We start from the raw sequence: 15,980 nt of genomic DNA, 5'->3' as shown, positions 1-15,980 counted from the left end.
GAGCACGCGCTATGGCGTCAGCAGTGCCAGTTCTGAATGCTCGTCGTTCGCCTTCAGCATAACGAGAGCCCAACAAACCCCGTACACCCAGCGGCGCCGGGCAGCCTCGCCACTTCGTCGGTGCTGGGCAACCACGACGCCTCTGCGTTTCTCGGGGAGATGCTCCGCGAACGGCGCGGGATTGGCGTCACCAGACTCGAGCGTGACCGGTACGCGCTGCGCCCAGTATCGATACTGCCCCATCGGCGTTTCTCGGCCTTCACCCTTACCTGAGAAATGCATGTATTCGAAGGCATCATCGAGCTGCGTCTCTCGGAGGAACCGCACCCATAGATTGAGCGCGGGCAAGGACGGCAAGACAACGTCGAGCGGACCAGTCGCTAGCTTGCCTGACAGAAAGATCCGAAGAAGCCGGGCGCGCTCTTCCTTGCTCCAGTCGCCCTTCACACCCAGGAGTCGCTGGACCGCTTCCTTCGATAACCCCAGTCCCTGTTGAGTCCGGGGCGGAGCAATGATCCGGTGAAGGCGCCCTGTGGGAGGTCTGCGAAAGTGGTCCGGAAGGTCCGATAGCCAGGCCCTCACGGCATCCAGTGTGGGCCCTTGCCATGGTCCTACAAAACGAACGACCTTAGGGTCGTCCTCCGAAGCTCGATTCAAGTGCTCAGTCAAAGACAGGAGTGCTGCATGCGGATCACGCGGCGGGAGTAGCTGCTTGTGCCCTCCTGCATCCATTTCCGCAGGGACCGGGCTGCCGAGACGACGGTCCAGCATCCTCTCCAATAGAACCACTGGGTTCTCTGTCTGAAACGCTCGCTCGCTTCGTTGAACATGTTTGAGGGACACACCCAGCATTCGAGACACATCATGGAATTCCAGCGGGGGGAGCGCTCCCCGCACGGCTTGGCCCCAAAGAAGATCCGTCAGATGAACGTAGTGATTCATCGTGATCTCGGTCGTCAGGTGCCCCATGAGCGCGCTGATTAGCCGTAGGCTGCGGCGCTGAACCGGGGAGTCGCCAAGAAGGGTTGTTCGTAACTTCGCGATGTCTTCAAATCCGATCAGGGGATCAACCCGCTCGACCACCAGCGCATCATCGCTGTGCTCGTGCCGCCACAACGCAAGCAAGAGCTGATTCGCAAATGAATGCCGGAGATGGTGATAGCGCACGCTCCCATCACCTGTCACCCGTATCAGTGCATCCGTAATGCGTTCCAGATCGCGATCGAAACGCCTGAGATTGTCATTCTCCGCTCCCTGTTTCCGGGGACGATAGAACAACGGAACCGTTGCAGGATCGCCACCATCCGCAACCACAGTTTCTCGGCGAGCTGCCCACCAATGCTTCAGTCGGTCCAGATAGCGCGCAGGCAAAAGCACACCCAATGGCACGACTCGGTGCGCACTTGAGCTCTTGAGTCCCCGATTCCGGTTCGGTCTCACGACGCAGTCCCACGCGGGTTCGCCATCGAGATCACCGATGAGCAGCCCAATCGCTTCAGAGCGCCGCAGGCCCGCAAAGTAGCCAAGGCACGCAAGCAACACGAGGCTTTCCCGCAGCGCAGGTTCCTCGGCGTAACGATAGTCCAACCAGCGTACCGCCCATTCAAACGCGCGCGGTTCGATGAAATTGGCATCGACGGCGTGGGGCTGGCGCCCGCGAACCGTGAAGAGACCCGCCGACGCAATATCTGGTGCCCCTTGCGCGTTCCGCAGGAAGTCATGAAAGCTCGCCAGAGCTGCGGCTAACCGCTTGCGCTTTGACAAAGTATCGGCTGTTTCAAGGACGGCGGTGTAGACCTCCACGAAGTCGTCCACGCATTCGAACGCGGCCGGATCCTCGTTGCCGAGAAAGCCAGCGAGAGGGACGGCCAATGCATTGAAGCGATCGTAGGCCGTCTTGGGTTTCATGGGTCGGGCACCGGCACGACTCGAAAACAGCCAACGCTGGGCCCACTCTCCCATCCTCACAACACTCGGTGGTACCGAGTCAGGCTCAGATCCCTCACCATTCGCTTGGCGTTCAAGCCAGGCCGCCACACGTTTGGGGTCCGCCGCCGATCCCCCACGGATTGCACTTCCCAATTCGCGAATCCAGAGGCCCGCGGGCGGGGCAATTGGCCTGCCCTGGCTGTCAGCATCTTCACCAGCAGCCGGCTGTCCTACTGGCACTACGCCTTCAGAGGCGGCAGTGACGAGGCCTTCGCCCGAAGGCACCTGACCAGGGGGGAACTCCATTCGCTGAATTACTTCCGGCGACAACGATACGGAGTTATAAAAGCCCGTGGCGTACCCCATCAGGTGCGGTGGGACGTACAAGGCCAGACGGGTTTCGACGAAGTCGCGCAATTCCGTCCAGTTGTCCGGAATCCGTAGGCTGGGGTCCAAACGTCGCAAGTAGGAACCAATCACGCGACTGAGAAACGCCGGGCTCCGTCCCTTACCAGGAGGCATCTCCGGCCAACCAACATCTCTCCAGTGCATCACCACCGAACGCGTAATCGGATCCAGGTAATGCCGACGAATCACCGCTCGTTGGTTGTCAGGCAATGACCGCTCGATATCCAGCCAATGCAAATGCGCCGGGGCATGTTTGAGCGAATTCGGGACCGCGGCAAGCCACGCTGGCTGCACCAGCCCCCCGAACAAGAGGAACGAACCGAGAATCTGCCCCCAAGCCATGCGTCCATCATCGAGGTCCCCAACATCGGCTCCCAACCCCTCCACGAAACGCGCATACAACGGCTCGTACTGAACCATGCGCTCGAAGCTATCAGGGCGAAAAGTCGGTCTCCCGGGCGGTGGGATCGGAGCTGGAATGTCATACAGTGGGATCTTCCACACACCCAATCGATTACCGGCATCGAGCACTTCGGCTACCCGCCAGCGTGCTCGAAAAGAGAACCCCCGCGGGGCCGCTCGACGGACCGTGTCCATCAGGGCCACAAACTGTTCACGGGACCAGACCGACCTGGGAATCCGGTCTCGCCTAAGGACCTCCGGGTGATGCTTTTCGATGGCCGAAATGACTCTGCCAAGCGCCGAACCGGTATCCCGCGAAAGATCGTCGCGAACGCACCAGAGATGATCCCTGTGGGCTAACAGGTCTTCCATCGGCTCCACAAGGTGACGCCAGAGCGAACAGACCTGCTGGGTTTCCGGGGCGTCAGACATCAGATCCGGACAACCTCGAATTTCAGGTGGTCCAGCATCTGGTCCAAAATCGGTTCAACTTCATTCCGTAACCGCACCGGATCCATTGCCGAGTAGGCGGTCCAGGGCTCCTCGCCGTAGTGCCAATGCCCCATCATCGTGTTAATGACCGTCGAGGGCACATCCAACCACGTCAGATAGGTCCGATGAAAATGGCGCGCCTGGTTCTCAATAGGCCACGAATTCTTGCTCACTTGCTCGCACTGCTGTTGCAGGCTTTTCCCGGTCATCTCCACCGGACGCCACTCGTCCCTCGCTACCTCCTCCCAGAAATAGAGGGATTTCCTAAGGTCCAGCAGAAAGCCTTCCGCCCCGTAGCGGCTCCGATCCCGGCTTTTGGTCGCCTTGAGTTGAAGCACCGTTGGCATGTCCAACGAACCCGAAAGAAAGCTCCGTTGCAGCCAGGTGAGATAGATCTGTACCTGGTCGTACACCCGTTGCGGCATCAGAGCGAGACGAGCGTGCAAACCGTCACCACGGTCCTTCTCTTGCAGGCAGAGCGTTCGGGTTGGCCCATGGATCGCAGTGAGATCTGGGATGGGGGTACGGATGGCGCGGGCCCCCGTTACGAGAACCAACGCCAATGCCGTATAAAGGGCGAGCCGGTTATGGAGCGTATACGCAGATCCAACGTGCGCGGCCACGATCCGGTCGCGGACTTCCTGCAGAAAATCGGCCATCGGCGTGATGCGTGGCGTCCGATCATCCCCAACCCAGGTTTTCTTTTTAGGGTCAATCGTCGCCTTTGTACATGAAGCCGCCGGGCATCGAGCCAGAACAGCGTCATTCCGTTGATCGACTGTTGGAAGTGCGATAGCGGCACCCAGGTCATCCAGGACCTCTTGAAACCTCTGCGCGAGCTTCTCCCGGTTAACGGCGGTGTAGAACTGGTGCGTAGCCGCGAGCGGATCTTTCTGTCCGAATAACATCGAGGCGCTGACATGCTCACCCTCTTCCAGGCCTCTGAACCAGGCCGGCAACACCGCCGCAATACCGTCAAATGTCTGGTGACGGTCCGACACACCCATCCGCTTGAGCAGAGGACGAACCCGGCGATCCCATACGTCGGTGTACGTATCCAGTTGGTGCATGGCGAACGGCTTTTCGCCAATCGCCGTCCCGTTCTTCCATCGAAGAAGGCCCCAGACATCCGGGATCAAAACCTTTTGTGTGCTCGGAATCATCTCACTCGCGACGTCCTCTCGAACCTTCCTGCGTTCCGGTCCTTCGTAGCTACGAACCCATACTCCAGACGCCAGGTCGATATTGAGTTCGCTCGGCGGTTGCCCTATATCAGCCTCCACGAGAATTCGCGCATTCCTCACAGCCTGGGCCGGCGTGCCTGTGACCAGGCACGCCGCGGCGAACTCCACCGTGCGACAAAGCTTTTCGCGCTCAGACGCGGAAATTTCGTCGGGCAGTTGGCTGGAGCTCGCCATCCTGTAAACATCGTTCAGACCGCTAACGAGGCGCTTGATCTCCTGGAGCCTAGGTCGCGACCGAGCGATTCGGAGTCGCTGATTTTGGACCGCGATATGGCGGCCTCTGTGCGCCGCCTTGGCGAACACTGTCGAAAGGTGGGGCAATGCACCCAGATCCGACATGTCCGGGTCGAACCCCAGTACATCTTCAATCGCAATCGCGGCGCCTTCCGGATCCCCGAACTCCGCAGGATCTATGTCCGCATCGAGCAGTTCCTTTCGAGCTTCGCCACTCGGAACGTAGAACCCCAGCTCGATCCCTGATTCTTTCCACAGTTGCACATCCTCTATGCGCTTGAGGATGGACCAGTACATCGCATGGTGGGAGTACAGAAACTGGGCTGGAAGGCGCCCATTTTGCGTTCGCTTCTGAGGCGCCTTCGAGTCCCCGTCAGATCGATCGTCCGTAAATCTGTACGCAATCGAAAGCAGATCGCCGAACGCTTTCAGATCCGCCGGCAATGATCGATACTGACCGCGCCGTTTCCCCTTTACCGGCTCCATTGCCCTTGGATCCTGCCAATCCGGACCAATTTGCTCGCCTTGGTATTTCAGCGATTCCATCAACTCCCGAGGATGCTGACAAGACTCCTTCAAGCGGTCTAGAAGCCACTCAGTACGCTGATCATGAAGGTTCCTGATCAACCGACCCGCCTGGCAACGGCGATCATCCAACAGTTTTTTTGGAAGGTCGAATCGCCGTCGAACTAAGATCGATGCGATGAGGGCTTGAGCTTGCAACCAACCATACGTATCCCCCCGATCAGTTCGCGAATGCGGATCCCAAAAACGAAACCACATCGCGGCCCAAATGCCATGTTTCGTATACACGCCGTGCAAGGGTGGGCGGATACGATCGCGCTCAACATGCCCGTAGAAGAGTTCCGAGAAACCGACCCGGAGAATTTCGTTATTTTTGAGGTTGTCCACCTCTCTAGCCCATCGAACAATCTGCTCTGTTCGGTGTCCCCAGCCCTCCTCCAATACGGACAGCTTGGGCTCAAGATCGACGAGATTTTCAGCAATCAGCAATAGCCCTTCACAACCTTCGGGCAATTGCAGATCTTCCTTAAAACTCTCCTGCAAGCGGCACAGATCGGGACCTAGGAGTTTGCAGACCGATGAATAGATTGAGGCCTCAGCCACCTGCTTCGCCCCCTTTTTTGACCACCCGCTGCACCGTCTGTCTGCTTACCCCCAAGAAATCCGCGATCCCCTCCCGTGTGGGATCAACCCACATAAAACGCAGCCATTTCTCGTTCTGATCCGCAGCCTTTAGGTATCGGGAAATCGTCTCTTCGTCAGTTGGTGAGCCCAAGAGCGGACACACCAATTCGTCCAATACCGCGACCATCTCGGTGTTCTGGAACGACGTCGATACGACCCACGTAAGACGCCCTGGATCGTCTGCCAATGCGCGGATAATTCGGTAGGTTCGATGACCACCACAAAGGCTCATATCCGTCTGGTCAACGACTATCGGATGGAGTAACTCGAGCGTCGAAAGGTGTGGCGAAAGCTTCTGGATCGCGACCCTGATGGATGCTTCTGGGAGTCGCGCTTGAGGGCTATTCGGTGGAACAACGATGCTGCCGAAGGGCACCTGCTTCCATTCAGGCTTGCGTCTTGGTGGCATGGGGTGGTCTGTGCTGAGTGGTGTTCACTCTAGAGTGCCACATCGGCACAGACTAGGGATCTTGTCTTGAGACACAATTAGAGACGTTTTGAGCCCAACAGGGGATCTGGGATGACTTCAGATGCCTCGTAAGGCCTTGAATATGGGAATTTCGAGGGAGGGCCTGAGGACGCGGACTACTATGTCAAGGTAGTGCTCAACCAGCTGAGCTACGCGCCTGTCGTCTTCGAGCCGCGTATTGTACCGACTCCCCGCCCCCTGTCAAAGCCCATCGCAACGCATCGCCGTCCGGCTTTCCCAGGGGCAACACGGCGCCGCTGACCCGGCCAGTCTGCGCGACAAGCCGTCGCTCAGTCATACCGCCCGGCGAACTTGAACCAAGGGGCTCACCATGCACCCGAAGCGCATCACGGTATTCGGCGGCACCGGCTTTCTCGGCCGCGCCACGGTGCACGAACTGCTCGACGCCGGGCACACCGTGCGCATCGCCTCGCGCCGCCTGGTACTACCCGATTCTCTGCAAAATCACCCCCGAGTGGAGCACTGCCGCGCCGACATCCGGGACGATGCCGATGTCGCCCGCGCCGTGGAAGATGCCAGGGGCGTTATCAACGCCGTCAGCCTGTACGTGGAGCAACGCAACCTGCGCTTCACCACCATCCACGTCGAAGGCGCCGCGCGCCTCGCCCGCGCCGCCCGGAACGCGGGCCTGGAGCGCGTCGTGCAGATCTCGGGCATCGGCGCCGACAGCCGCTCGCCATCGTCGTACATCCGTGCCCGAGCGCAAGGCGAAGCCGCTGTCCTGCACGAATTCCCCAACGCCGTCATCGTGCGCCCCAGCGTCCTCTTCGGCCCGGGCGACGCCTTCCTGCGCAACCTGGCCGGCCTCGCGCCCCTGCCGGTCATCCCCCTGTTCGGCCGCGGCACCACCCGCCTGCAACCGGTACACGTCAGCGACATCGCCCGCGCCCTCGCACGCCTGTGCGCAGACGAGCCGCCCACACACCCCATCTACGAACTCGGCGGCCCGGACATCCTCACTTACCGCCAGATCGTGGCCCTGGTCCTCACGCACCTGAGCCGCAAACGCCCCATGCTGCCCATACCATTTACCGTCTGGCACGCCCTGGCCGCCCTCGGCTCACTGCTCCCCAACCCACCCCTGACCCGCGACCAGCTCTACCTGATGCAACAGGACAACATCGCCAACCCCACCCTCGGCACCTTCGCCGACCTCGGCATCACCCCCCACTCGCTCGAACAATCCCTACCCGACTGCCTCCCAACCCATTAACCCCACCCGAAGAAATTACCCGACCAGCCCGCCTCCCCTTGTGGGAGCCTGCTTGCAGGCGAAGCCCCTGCCAAAGCCAGACACAGTCAAAGGCTTCGCGTGCAAGCACGCTCCCACAGCACACTCCCACAATTTGTGCCCCACCACACACCGTCATCCCGCCCGCAGCACCCGCTCGTCATCCCGCCCGCAGCGAAGCGAAGAGCCGAGATCTCCCACGCACGAACCCACCACGGCACTACACAGCTCACCCAAGGGCCGCACCCCACAGGACAATCGCCAACAGAATCGGTAAGGTCAGGCCCAACACGTAAACGGACATGCGTCACATGGATGGACTCGCGGCCCGCCCGGCCCACGCCGAAGAATCCGGCCCCGCCCCCATTGCCCCGCCGGACCAGGTCGAGGCCTTCCTCGACCGCTGGCAGGAGGCCGGCGGCAGCGAGCGCGCCAACTACCAGCTCTTCCTCACCGAGCTGTGCGCGCTGCTGGACCTGCCCCAGCCCGACCCGGCCAGCGACGACACCGCCGACAACGCCTACGTGTTCGAACGCCGCGTCACCATCCGCAACCCGGACGGCAGCGAGAACCGCGGCTACATCGACCTCTACCGCCGCGGCTGCTTCGTGCTGGAGGCCAAGCAGACCGGCAAGGGCCTGCACACCCAGGGCTGGGACAAGGCCATGCTCGCCGCGCAGAACCAGGCCGACCAGTACGTGCGCGCCCTGCCGCAAGACGAAGGCCGCCCGCCGTTCATCGTGGTTACCGATGTCGGCCGCAGCCTGGAGCTCTACTCCGAGTTCTCCCGCTCCGGCGGCACCTACGTCCCCTACCCGGACCCGAGCCGCCACCGCATCCGCCTGGAAGACCTGCGCGACCCCGAGATCCAGCAACGCCTGCACCATCTGTGGCTGGCGCCCGACCAGCTCGACGCCAGCAAGCACGCCGCCCGCGTCACCCGCGAGGTCAGCGCGCGCCTGGCCGAACTCGCCAAATCCCTGGAACAGCAGGGCTTTGATGTCGAGCGCGTCGCCCACTTCCTCAAGCGCTGCCTGTTCACCATGTTCAGCGAGGACGTCGAACTCCTGCCCAAGGGCAGCTTCACCGCCCTGCTCGAGCGCCTGCAGCAGAACCCCGAGCACTTCCCCGACGCCATGCGCTCGCTGTGGGAGACGATGAACACCGGCGGCTATGAAGGCCAGCTGATGCACAAGCTGCAGCGCTTCAACGGCGGCCTGTTCCAGAACATCGACCCCATCCCGCTCACCGCCGACCAGATCGGCCTGCTCATCCAGGCCGGCAAGGCCGACTGGCGCTTCGTCGAACCCGCCATCTTCGGCACCCTGCTGGAACGCGCGCTGGACCCGCGCGAACGCCACAAGCTCGGCGCCCACTACACCCCGCGCGCCTACGTGGAACGCCTGGTCATGCCCACGCTCATCGAGCCCCTGCGCGCCGAATGGAACACCGTGCAGGTCGCCGCCGAGGCCTGGCTGCAACAGAACAAGCCCGACAAGGCCCTGGACGAGCTGCGCCGCTTCCACCACCGACTGTGCGAAACGCGCGTGCTCGACCCCGCCTGCGGCTCGGGCAACTTCCTCTACGTCGCGATGGAACACCTCAAGCGCCTCGAAGGCGAAGTGCTCAACCTCATCCGCGACCTGAGCGCCGGCCAGGCCACCTTCGACACCGAAGGCCTCACCGTCGACCCGCACCAATTCCTCGGGCTGGAGATCAACCCGCGCGCCACCGCCATCGCCGAAATCGTGCTGTGGATCGGCTACCTGCAATGGCACTACCGCCTGCACGGCCGCCTCAGCCTGCCCGAACCCATCCTGCGCGACTTCCACAACATCGAATGCCGCGACGCGCTGATCGACTTTGATGCCCGCGAACCCATGACCGACGACCACGGCCAGCCCGTGACCATCTGGGACGGCATCAGCTACAAGAAAAGCCCCGTCACCGGCGAACTCATCCCCGACGAGACCGCCCGCACCACCGTTTACCGCTACATCAACCCGACCAAGGCGGATTGGCCCGAAGCCGACTACATCGTCGGCAACCCGCCCTTCATCGGCACCAAACGCATGAGGTCAGCCTTGGGCGATGGCTACGTCGATGCGCTCAGGGCAACGTACAAGAAAGATGTGCCGAACTCGGCCGACTTCGTCATGTATTGGTGGCAACTCGCCGCTGAAAAGGTGCGCAAAGGGGACATCCTGCGCTTCGGTTTCATCACGACAAACAGCATCGGTCAGTCATTCAATCGTCGGGTAATCGATCCACACCTCTCTGCCCAAAAACCCCTCTCCATCATTTTTGCCATTCCGGATCACCCATGGGTGGACTCTGCAGATGGGGCCGCCGTCAGGATCAGTATGACAGTCGCAGAGGCTGGTAATAACGATGGTGATATCAAGCGCGTTCGGTCGGAGAAAGCATACAGCTCCGACTACGCTCAGGTAACTCTCGAAAGCCTTCGTGGGAAAGTCTTCTCTAATCTTCGCATCGGCGCCAATGTCGGTCACGCTACCGCCCTATCCGCATCCCGCGGCGTTAGCGGAATGGGCTCCGCTTTACACGGGTCTGGCTTTGTCCTCGACCCAACAACGGCTCAGAAATACCGCCAGCACGGTACGTCCGTGATCCGCCCTTACCTAGGTGGAAAAGATCTACTACAAGCCCCTAGAGAAAGATACGTTATTGACTTTTCAGGAATGAATGAGGAGCAGGCAAGGGAGGCAAACCCGGTCGCTTTTCAGCATCTTCTCGACCGGGTAAAACCCGAACGAGACCAAAACCGAAGGGAATCGATCAGAATCCTCTGGTGGCGTTTCGGATGGGAGCGCCCCAAATTACGACAAGCGACCGAAAACCTTGACCGGTTCATCGGCACAACCGAAACCGCCAAGCATCGTGTCTTTCAGTTCATACCCTCATCCTATGTTGCAGACCATATGGTTGTCTGTATTGCCACAAGCAATCCCTATCACCTAGGGGTTCTTTCCAGCCGGACACACTTTCGCTGGGCCAACGCTAACGGCGGCTCCTTGGGCGCGTACGTTGGCGACGTTCGCTACAACAAGACCCGCTGCTTCGAGACCTTCCCCTTCCCGGAACTCGACGATCAGCAGGCCACCACCATCGGCGACCTCGCCGAACGCATCGACGCCCACCGCAAAGCACGCCAGGCCGAACACCCGGACCTCACCCTCACCGGCATGTACAACGTGCTGGAAAAACTGCGCGCCGAAGAACCGCTGACCGCCAAGGAACGCACCACGCACGAACAGGGCCTCGTCTCCCTCCTGCGCGAGCTCCACGACAACCTCGACCGCGCCGTCTTCGACGCCTACGGCTGGAACGACCTCGCCGACCGCCTCGTCGGCCGCCCCGGCGCCACCACCCCGCTGCCGGACAAACCCGCTGACCAGGCCGAAGCCGAAGAAGAACTACTCGGCCGCCTCGTCGCACTCAACGCGGAGCGCGCCGCCGAAGAAGCCCAGGGCCACATCCGCTGGCTCCGCCCCGACTACCAGGCCCCCGAAGCCACCCAGACCACCGCCACCCTGGAAGCCAAACCCGAGGCCGCCGCCGATACCCCGACCGAACCCGCCAAAAAGCCCACCTGGCCCAAATCCATGCCCGACCAGGTCGAAGCCGTCCGCCGCCTCCTCACCATCGGCCCCCAGACCCCGGAAGCCCTGGCCACCCACTTCAAGCGCAAACCCACAAAGTCGATCACCCAAGTCCTCGCCGCCCTCCAAATCCTCGGCCAGGCCACCACCGACAACGACCACTGGCGCCTGATATGACCAATGACTACGCCAACGAACGTCTGTCGGGCGTGACTAAGTCGCCGACCGCACAAACCACGCGCGGCACAACCCGTTTTAAAAATAAACTGGTCAGAGTTATTGGCGTTGCCCGCCTGGGCGTGAAGCTAGTGAAGTTTTGTGAAATTGAATGAAGCAAATGCTAAACCTCATAAAAGAGGGTGGGGCTAGTCAGGCCTCGTGAAGGTTAACGCGAAAAAGGAGCACTAATGGAAGTAGAAGAGCTTTATGAGCTTACCGATTGGGTTAATAACGAAATAGTCGAAACCGGCATCCCTCAAAAATACCAGCAGCTGCAAAAGATTCTGATTCAGAATGCTCAGTCAAACCAGCAGAAGCAACCATTTCAGAAACAAAGGGATACGTTGATTGATGCAATACATACGGTGCCATTGGAGGAGCTTTCATTAGGTCAAATAGATATTCTAGAGAAGCTGGGGGTCGCTCAAAATATTGGCAAAGATGGGGTTAATAGGGTCGAAGGGATTCTATTTAGAAATTCTCTTGATATAGCCAGTGCGGCTCAGGGTATCAAGCAGTGTTCGACCGAAATAAGCGAAGGGGTCCAGTGGGTAAAGCAGCAGAACGAACTTCTCGAGAAGATCGTTGGGTCGGAAGGTGTTACTGTTGTTGAGGGTCAGGTTCTTCTCCGGGTGCATTTTTCCGGCGACGCGAGTGTTAGAAATATTACCGATCTAAGAGATTGGAGTAAGACTTGGTGGGATATAGCTCGAGGTGTATCGATGGCTCACAATCAGTCCCCAGAGGCTTTATCTGTTACTGGGGCGAGCAAGGGGTCGATAATAATCTCGCTGCTAACCGTGTACGGGATTGCGACGACTATAAGCGGTATTCTATTGCAGTCTCTTAAAGTGGTGGAAAGGTATTATGATATAAAGCGAAAAGCGCAGGAGGTGCGGGAGCTTGAAATTAATAATAGGGAAGCAGAGGAGGCCTTGGAAAGAGCAGCACAGAAGCACAAGGAAAAAGCTGTCGAGGAAATAGCTGGGGCCACTATTAGGGAGCTCGGCATAGATTCTGGCGCGGAAGGGGATAAGGTTGCTGAATTGACAAGTTCGATAAGAAAACTTTTCGACTTCATAGAAAAAGGAGGAGAGATCGATTTTGTTATGCCTGAAAATGATGAACAAGACGCAGAGCAGGCGCCGGCCGCCACAGAGAAAAATAGCCTTCGGGATCGATTCAAAGATATCAGGAGGCTGGAGAGGGAAGTGAAGCGATTAGAAGAAAAAGATGATTAATGCGCGAAAATGGGGACAGACTTATTTTCTGGGAGTCTTGCAAAAGAAGCTAAGAAAGAGGACCTCCATCTTCTTCTCGGCCCCGGACGGGTTACACTGCGCTTCGCTCCGTTACCGCCGCCGGTTATTGAGGCGTTATATTGTCAGGAGGCAGTTATGGCATCTTTTCCTAACTTAGGTTTTTCCAGCTGTGAGCTCGCGGGGGCCGTCGCGGAGGCGGCGATTCATGATTTGCGCGTGAACCGCTTTTCCTTTTCTGGTTTTCCCCAAATTGACGTGAGCTGGAATGAAGAAGATATGTTTTCAGTGGTGCTTAGTTGGAAGGGCGAAGCTAACGTTCAGTTTCAGTTATCAAAGGCAGAAGCAAAAGCAGCCGTAAAGAAGTTCAAGGACCAATCGGGATTTGATCGCGCGATATTTGATCGCGTGCAGAAAGCTCTGGCCCAACTTGAAGGACGGGCTTCTGAGGCGCGGCTGCGAACTCATGGGGCAACCTAACCCTCGGCTCCAGGCGATGAGGCCATAACGGGGCCGGACCACGCATGACCGGGTCGGACCACTGCAGACGGATAACGGGGTCGGACCACGGTAACTATCGGTATTGCAGACGATTAACGCCCCCTGAAGGCTTGTTCAACGCCTTAAGGCGCCCATTTTGACGCTGAAATCGGCCGCTGGGGGCGCCTGGCGGAAATCGTGTAGGGCGGCGACGGAGAGGCTGTACGACTCAACTCAGGAGATTCGATGATTCTTAAGGAGAAGGACGGCCCAAACGGCCAGGATGAACGCTCAAAGGCCGGGCACCAGCAGGAACAGGATGTCGCGTTCTACCTGCGGCGCGAGTTTGGCGACGATGAGACTGTGCGGATCATCAACGATCTGCGCATCGAGCATAACGGGGAGCGCGCACAGGTCGATCATCTGGTGGTGCACCCCTATGGGCTGGTCATCATCGAGTCAAAGAGCATCTATGGCGAGGTGAAGGTGAACGGCCATGGGGAGTGGTCGCGTAGCTACCGCGGCGACTGGTACGGCATGCCCTCGCCTGTGCGGCAGGCGGAGCTGCAAGAGGCCTTGGTCAAGGATCTTCTTCGCCAGAACGTGGAGAAATAAAAGGACTTTGGGGTCAGACCTTGCCTTTAGCCCCGCATCAAGGGAGAGGCAAAAGGCAAGGTCTGACCCCATGACTCCTAGCGCCGCAAAGTGTGTGTGTGCAATGTTCTGCAGACGCCCTGATCTGTCATTTAAGTATCCAAAACGGATGTATGAAGAATTTGGTCAGCGAATCTTCAGTGAGGAAAACAGAGAAATAATTTATTACGCTAGCGCACTGGCCCTTTACCGCTTTCACCTTCTTACTTCAAATAACACGATTCCGCAGAATATGCGTCGATTTAAGTGGCACATTCTTCCTTTGGTGGCAGCAATAGTCTCCGGAAGGGAGGCGCCTCCGCTTGGGGCTCGAAAAATGGAAGGTTACGCTCAGAAAATCATCGACACATTCAAGCACCATAGCGCGGATGGAACAGCTGTATTCACACAAGCAGTGGAAATAATTGAGAGTTTAGGGGAGATAACAAACGATCGCCTCAAGCGCCAAGCGGTTTTGGACGAGATGCTCGCGAAGGTTGGCTAAACAATAGCGGGTCACGTCAACTAGGGGTCAGACCTTGTCTTTTGCCCACGAATCAAGGGAGAGGCAAAAGGCAAGGTCCAAACGGCAAGGTCTGACCCCATGCAAGCACATGATTTTCCAGGCCAGGGACTGAAAGAAAGAGGACACCCACCTTCTTCCGGTTCTCTCGCAGTCATCCCAGCCGAGCGTAGCGAAGAGCCGGGATCGCAATAACGAGGTTCTAACCCGGCGCCGGAGATCCCGGATAACCGCTACGCGGGTTCGGGGATGACGACCGGCTCGGGATACGAACGAGCCCCGGTAGATACCGTCTTGCCCTATGTGGTGCAAGGGGGCGCGTGACGGGGTAGAGCTCGCCGCAGGAGAATGTGGTGGTCAAGTGATTTCGGACACCGCGTTAGGTGGATTGGCTGCCGTTGGTTGCTCGTAGATGCTGGGAGGCAGGTAGCCCAGCGTCGAGTGGATGCGAACGGTGTTGTAGAACCGAGCGATGTAGTCCGTGATATCCCGCCGCGCCTCGCCGTGGTTTGCGTAGCGGCGCTGCCAGACGCGTTCCGTCTTGAGGCTCAGGAAGAAGCGCTCGACGACGGCATTGTCCCAGCAGTTACCCCGGCGGCTCATGCTCGCCTGGATCTGGTGCCGGGCCAGTAGCCGCCGCCAGGCGGCGCTGGTGTATTGGCAACCCTGGTCGGAGTGCAGCAGCAGTCCCGGCTCCGGTTGGCGCTGCTCCAGCGCCATGCGCAGCGCCTCGCAGGTCAGGCTCGCCGGCATCTGCCGATCGAGGGCCCAACCGATGACCTTGCGCGAGTACAGGTCGAGGATGACCGCCAGGTAGCTCCAGCCGGTGGCGGTTGGGATATAGGTGATGTCGGACGCCCATGCCTGGTTCGGTCCGGCCGGGGTGAACTCGCGGTTGAGGTGGTTTTCGGCGACAGGGGCCCTGTCGTCGCGTTGCGTGGTGGTCACGAAGCGCCGCCGCCAGACGGGCCGCAGGCCGCGCTCGCGCATCAGCGTCCGCACCCGGTAACGGCCCACGACGGTGCCATCCGCCTGTAAGGCTTTTGCCAAACGCCGGCTGCCGTAGGTTCGCCCGGAAGCCGCGAACACCCGCTCAAGGTGAGCGCCAGCGGCGCAGGGCACGCTTGGGCGTTCGGCCCGTGCCCGCGCCTCGTAATAGCCGGCCCGGCTCACTCCCAGCAGCCGACAAAGACGATGGACAGGGCCTTCTCCGCTCAACCGCGTGATGCAGCGATGCATCACTTCAGTTCCCGGGCGAAGAAGGCCGACGCTTTTTTTAACAGCTCCTTGTCCTCCTTCAACCGCCGGTTCTCCTCCTCGAGCTGGCGAATCCTTTGTTGTTCCGCCGTCAGCGGCCGACCCTCGCCCGGTTGCCCCGTGCGCTCCGCCTTGAGCTGATCGACCCAGCGGCGAACGGCCGTCTCGCCTAGATCCTGATCCCGGCATACGACCGAGACCTCCAGACCGTCATCGACCACCATCCGGGCCACGCGCTCCTTGTATTCGCTTGAAAAACTTCGGCGCTTGCGTGCCATGGTTGTTCTCCTCGTCCAGGGGGTATCGTCCCACCTAACGAGGTGTCCACGGAAATTAGACCAGCTCAG

At 59.5% G+C, this 15,980-nt stretch carries 10 protein-coding genes and 1 pseudogene; 7 read left to right on the top strand and 4 right to left on the bottom strand.

The annotated features are described in order from the left end of the window. Window positions 1-9: 9 nt before the first annotated feature. The 3 genes from C996_RS14715 to C996_RS14710 all read right to left on the bottom strand — a co-directional run bounded on the left by C996_RS14715 (window position 10) and on the right by C996_RS14710 (window position 6,327). Window positions 10-3,171, bottom strand: coding sequence for an integrase (locus tag C996_RS14715; RefSeq protein WP_231367131.1), 3,162 nt, complete (start codon window positions 3,169-3,171; stop codon window positions 10-12). After that, window positions 3,171-5,195 (bottom strand): hypothetical protein, encoded by a 2,025-nt coding sequence (locus C996_RS0104085; RefSeq protein ID WP_018866192.1) that lies wholly within the window; start codon window positions 5,193-5,195, stop codon window positions 3,171-3,173. The genes C996_RS14715 and C996_RS0104085 overlap by 1 nt, the downstream gene beginning before the upstream one ends. 634 nt (window positions 5,196-5,829) lie before the next feature. Beyond that, window positions 5,830-6,327, bottom strand: a complete 498-nt coding sequence (locus C996_RS14710) for a hypothetical protein (protein ID WP_231291122.1) — start codon at window positions 6,325-6,327, stop codon at window positions 5,830-5,832. Window positions 6,328-6,718: 391 nt separating this feature from the next. Between C996_RS14710 and C996_RS0104075 the strand changes: the two genes are divergently transcribed. The 7 genes and pseudogenes from C996_RS0104075 to C996_RS14490 all read left to right on the top strand — a co-directional run bounded on the left by C996_RS0104075 (window position 6,719) and on the right by C996_RS14490 (window position 14,358). Next, window positions 6,719-7,621 (top strand): complex I NDUFA9 subunit family protein, encoded by a 903-nt coding sequence (locus C996_RS0104075; RefSeq protein ID WP_018866190.1) that lies wholly within the window; start codon window positions 6,719-6,721, stop codon window positions 7,619-7,621. 329 nt (window positions 7,622-7,950) lie between these two features. Then, entirely contained in the window at window positions 7,951-11,439 is a 3,489-nt protein-coding gene (locus C996_RS0104070) for a DNA methyltransferase (protein WP_018866189.1), read from the top strand. After that, window positions 11,436-11,594, top strand: coding sequence for a hypothetical protein (locus C996_RS14505; RefSeq protein ID WP_155985236.1), 159 nt, complete (start codon window positions 11,436-11,438; stop codon window positions 11,592-11,594). Before C996_RS0104070 ends, C996_RS14505 begins: the two co-directional genes overlap by 4 nt. Window positions 11,595-11,669: 75 nt before the next feature. Beyond that, the gene (locus tag C996_RS14500; protein ID WP_155985235.1) at window positions 11,670-12,722 is read left to right on the top strand and encodes a hypothetical protein; all 1,053 of its coding nucleotides are present in this window, start codon (window positions 11,670-11,672) and stop codon (window positions 12,720-12,722) included. Between the two features lie 156 nt (window positions 12,723-12,878). Beyond that, entirely contained in the window at window positions 12,879-13,220 is a 342-nt protein-coding gene (locus tag C996_RS14495; protein ID WP_155985234.1) for a hypothetical protein, read from the top strand. Window positions 13,221-13,466: 246 nt separating this feature from the next. Beyond that, window positions 13,467-13,832 (top strand): annotated as a pseudogene (locus C996_RS13735) (nuclease-related domain-containing protein); the annotation flags it as partial. Between the two features lie 151 nt (window positions 13,833-13,983). Next, window positions 13,984-14,358 (top strand): hypothetical protein, encoded by a 375-nt coding sequence (locus tag C996_RS14490; RefSeq protein ID WP_155985233.1) that lies wholly within the window; start codon window positions 13,984-13,986, stop codon window positions 14,356-14,358. A gap of 375 nt (window positions 14,359-14,733) precedes the next feature. Here C996_RS14490 and C996_RS14010 read toward each other — a convergent pair. Further along, window positions 14,734-15,911, bottom strand: a protein-coding gene (locus C996_RS14010) for an IS3 family transposase (protein ID WP_155985232.1) whose coding sequence is annotated in 2 segments (ribosomal slippage) — window positions 14,734-15,644 and window positions 15,644-15,911 — 1,179 coding nt in all. Because the reading frame shifts where the segments join, the coding sequence is not laid out codon by codon here. Window positions 15,912-15,980 lie beyond the last annotated feature (69 nt).

This window comes from Thioalkalivibrio sp. ALE25 (genome assembly GCF_000377285.1).
Classification (GTDB): Bacteria; Pseudomonadota; Gammaproteobacteria; order Ectothiorhodospirales; family Ectothiorhodospiraceae; genus Thioalkalivibrio.
The sequence above is the reverse complement of the archived record's forward strand: the minus strand, read 5'-3'. Positions and strand labels throughout refer to the sequence as shown.